Annotated in this window: 1 protein-coding gene; it reads left to right on the top strand. The window is 51.8% G+C overall.

Annotated elements, in window-relative coordinates; genetic code table 11:
- The coding region (locus ACO6V1_RS23335) for a DUF1601 domain-containing protein (protein ID WP_422468913.1) at positions 1-2,729 on the top strand (2,729 nt) is incomplete at both ends.

Here is a 2,729-nt window from a genome sequence, read left to right as displayed (position 1 = left end):
CTGTTTCGGTGATCACTATGATGGGAAAGATCACGGCCTATATGCCAATTCAATTAAAAAATACACGTCAGCTGCTAAAAGACCATTAAATCAAGCCGAGCAAAGCCAGCTGATACGTTTACTGCAAAGTTTTTCCGTAACACGGAGCTGGAATTGGCGAAGCCTGACGACAACACTGCATTCATTTACTTCAGCGGGTGTTTTTACCCCCCATAACCCCATAGATGAGCGTGTTAAGCGCACTCAAGCTGCCTTACTGTCAACGCTACTTGATGCAATCATATTCAAGTGCAACCAAAAACCTCCAGCCAGGGATATTGATGCCCAGGGTGTCTCCAACCTGCTGTGGGCCATGGCAAAACTGGTAGACAGCGGGCAGGAGCGAACACCAGGGCTCAAAGAGGCTGTGGCCGCACTGTTGCCCCACATGAACGCACAAAAAGACCAATTTATTCCTCAGCATATTGCCAACCTGATGTGGGCCATGGCGAAACTGGTGGACAACGGGCAGGAGCGAACACCAGAGTTTAACGAGGCCGTGGCCAGCCTATTGCCCAACGTGAACGCACAGAAAGCTCACTTTAAACCACAGGAAATCACCAACCTGCTGTGGGCCATGGCGAAACTGGTAGACAACGGGCAGGAACGGACCCCAGAACTCAAAGAGACCGTGGCAGCGCTGTTGCCTCACGTAAACATACAAAAAGCTCACTTTAAACCACAGGAAATCGCCAACCTGCTGTGGGCCATGGCGAAACTGGTGGACAATGGGCGTAAGCAGACACCAGGGCTCAAAGGGACTGTGGCCGTGCTGTTGCCCCTCGTGAACGCAAAGAAAAACCAATTTAATGCCCAGGACATTACCAACCTGCTATGGAGCATGGCAAAACTTGTGGACAACGGGCTGGAGCAAACACCAGATCTCAACGAGGCCGTGGCCGCGCTGTTGCTCCTCGTGAACGCGCAGAAAGACCAATTCAATAGCCAAGGCATTACCAACCTGCTGTGGGCCATGGCGAAACTGGTGGATAACAGGCATGAATTGACACCAGGGCTCAACATGGCCGTGGCCGCGTTGCTGCCCCACGTGAACGCACAGAAAGCTAACTTTAAACCACAGGAAATCGCCAACCTGCTGTGGGCTATAGCGAAACTGGTGGACAACAGGCAAAAGCGAACACCAGAGCTCAACGAGGCGGTGGCTGCGCTGTTGTCCCACGTGAGCGCACAAAAAGCAAACTTTACACCACAGGGTATCGCCAACCTGCTGTGGGCCATGGCAAAACTGGTGGACAAGGGGCAGGAGCAAACACCAGGGCTCAAAGAGGCTATGGCCACACTGTTGCCCCACGTGAACGCAAAAAAAAACCAATTTATTCCTCAGCATATCACCAACCTGCTGTGGGCAATGGCAAAACTGGTGGACAACGAACAGGAACAAACACCAGAACTCAACGAGGCCGTGGCCGCGCTGTTGCCCCACGTGAACGCAAAAAAAAACCAATTTATTCCTCAGCACATCGCCAACCTGCTGTGGGCCATGGCGAAACTGGTGGACAACGGGCAGGAGAAAACACCAGAACTCAACGAGGCCGTGGCCGCACTGTTGCCCCAAGTGAGCGCACAGAAAGCTAACTTTACACCACAGGGTATCACCAACCTGCTGTGGGCCATGGCCAAACTGCTGGACAACGGGCAGAAGCGGACACCGGGGCTCAATGAGGCCGTGGCCAGCCTATTGCCCGACGTGAACGCACAGAAAGCTAACTTTAAACCACAGGAAATCGCCAACCTGCTATGGACCACGGCGAAACTGGTGGACAACGTGCAGGAGCAGACATCAGGGCTCAACGAGGCTGTGGTCGCGCTGTTGCCCCAGGTGAACGTACAGAAAGACCAATTTATTCCTCAGCATATTGCCAACCTGCTGTGGGCCATGGCGAAACTGGTGGACAGCGGGCAGGAGTGGACACCAGGGCTCAACGAGGCTGTGGCAGCGCTGCTGCCCCACGTGAACGCACAAATAGACCAATTTAATGCCCAGGGTATTGCCAACCTGCTGTGGGCCATGGCGAAACTGGGTGACTTTGTTGAGCTGAACGTGGTTACATCTGCGGTTGAATCCCTTGTCTACCGAATCAGTAAAAAACCTCAGCTCCCTAAGCAAGAGATATCGCTCTCTCTCTGGGGAGTAATGGTATGTTGTGCCAGGCAATCTCTACTCTCCAATGCCAATAAAAATAACGTGCTTGAAACACACATGAATGACCTGTTTACTCGCCTGGAAAATACATTCCCAGACAATGAAGAGGAACAATCCGTTATTGCCATGGCCGCAAGTTGGCTTGGGAGATCATGCCCGTTCGTCCCCCATTACCAGACAATCATGTCAAAACCTCAAGTCGAATTCCGCAATCAACTCCAATCATGCATTCCCTCTTTGCAGATTGAAGAAGAAAAGAGTCTGAACTCACTGCCTCCGGTTGACCTGCTACTGCCAGATCACAACATGGTGATTGAAGTTCAGGGACCGTCTCATTATGTGGGTGGTGATTTCAACACCAGGAAGGGTTCGACGCTGCTGAAAATCGCGCTGTTGCAAAAAGCAGGATTTGAGGTCATTGAAATCCCAGCTAACATGCTTGTCAATCAGGATTTAATGAAACCATACATTGATCAAATAAAGACCAGGATAGGCTTCCCGCCACAGGGGCATGGCTCTGTATCAC

Source organism: Endozoicomonas sp. ALC013 (genome assembly GCF_049310205.1).
In the GTDB taxonomy this organism is placed as follows: domain Bacteria; phylum Pseudomonadota; class Gammaproteobacteria; order Pseudomonadales; family Endozoicomonadaceae; genus Endozoicomonas.
Note: the sequence above shows the minus strand (reverse complement) of the source record. Positions and strands in the feature narration are given on the sequence as shown.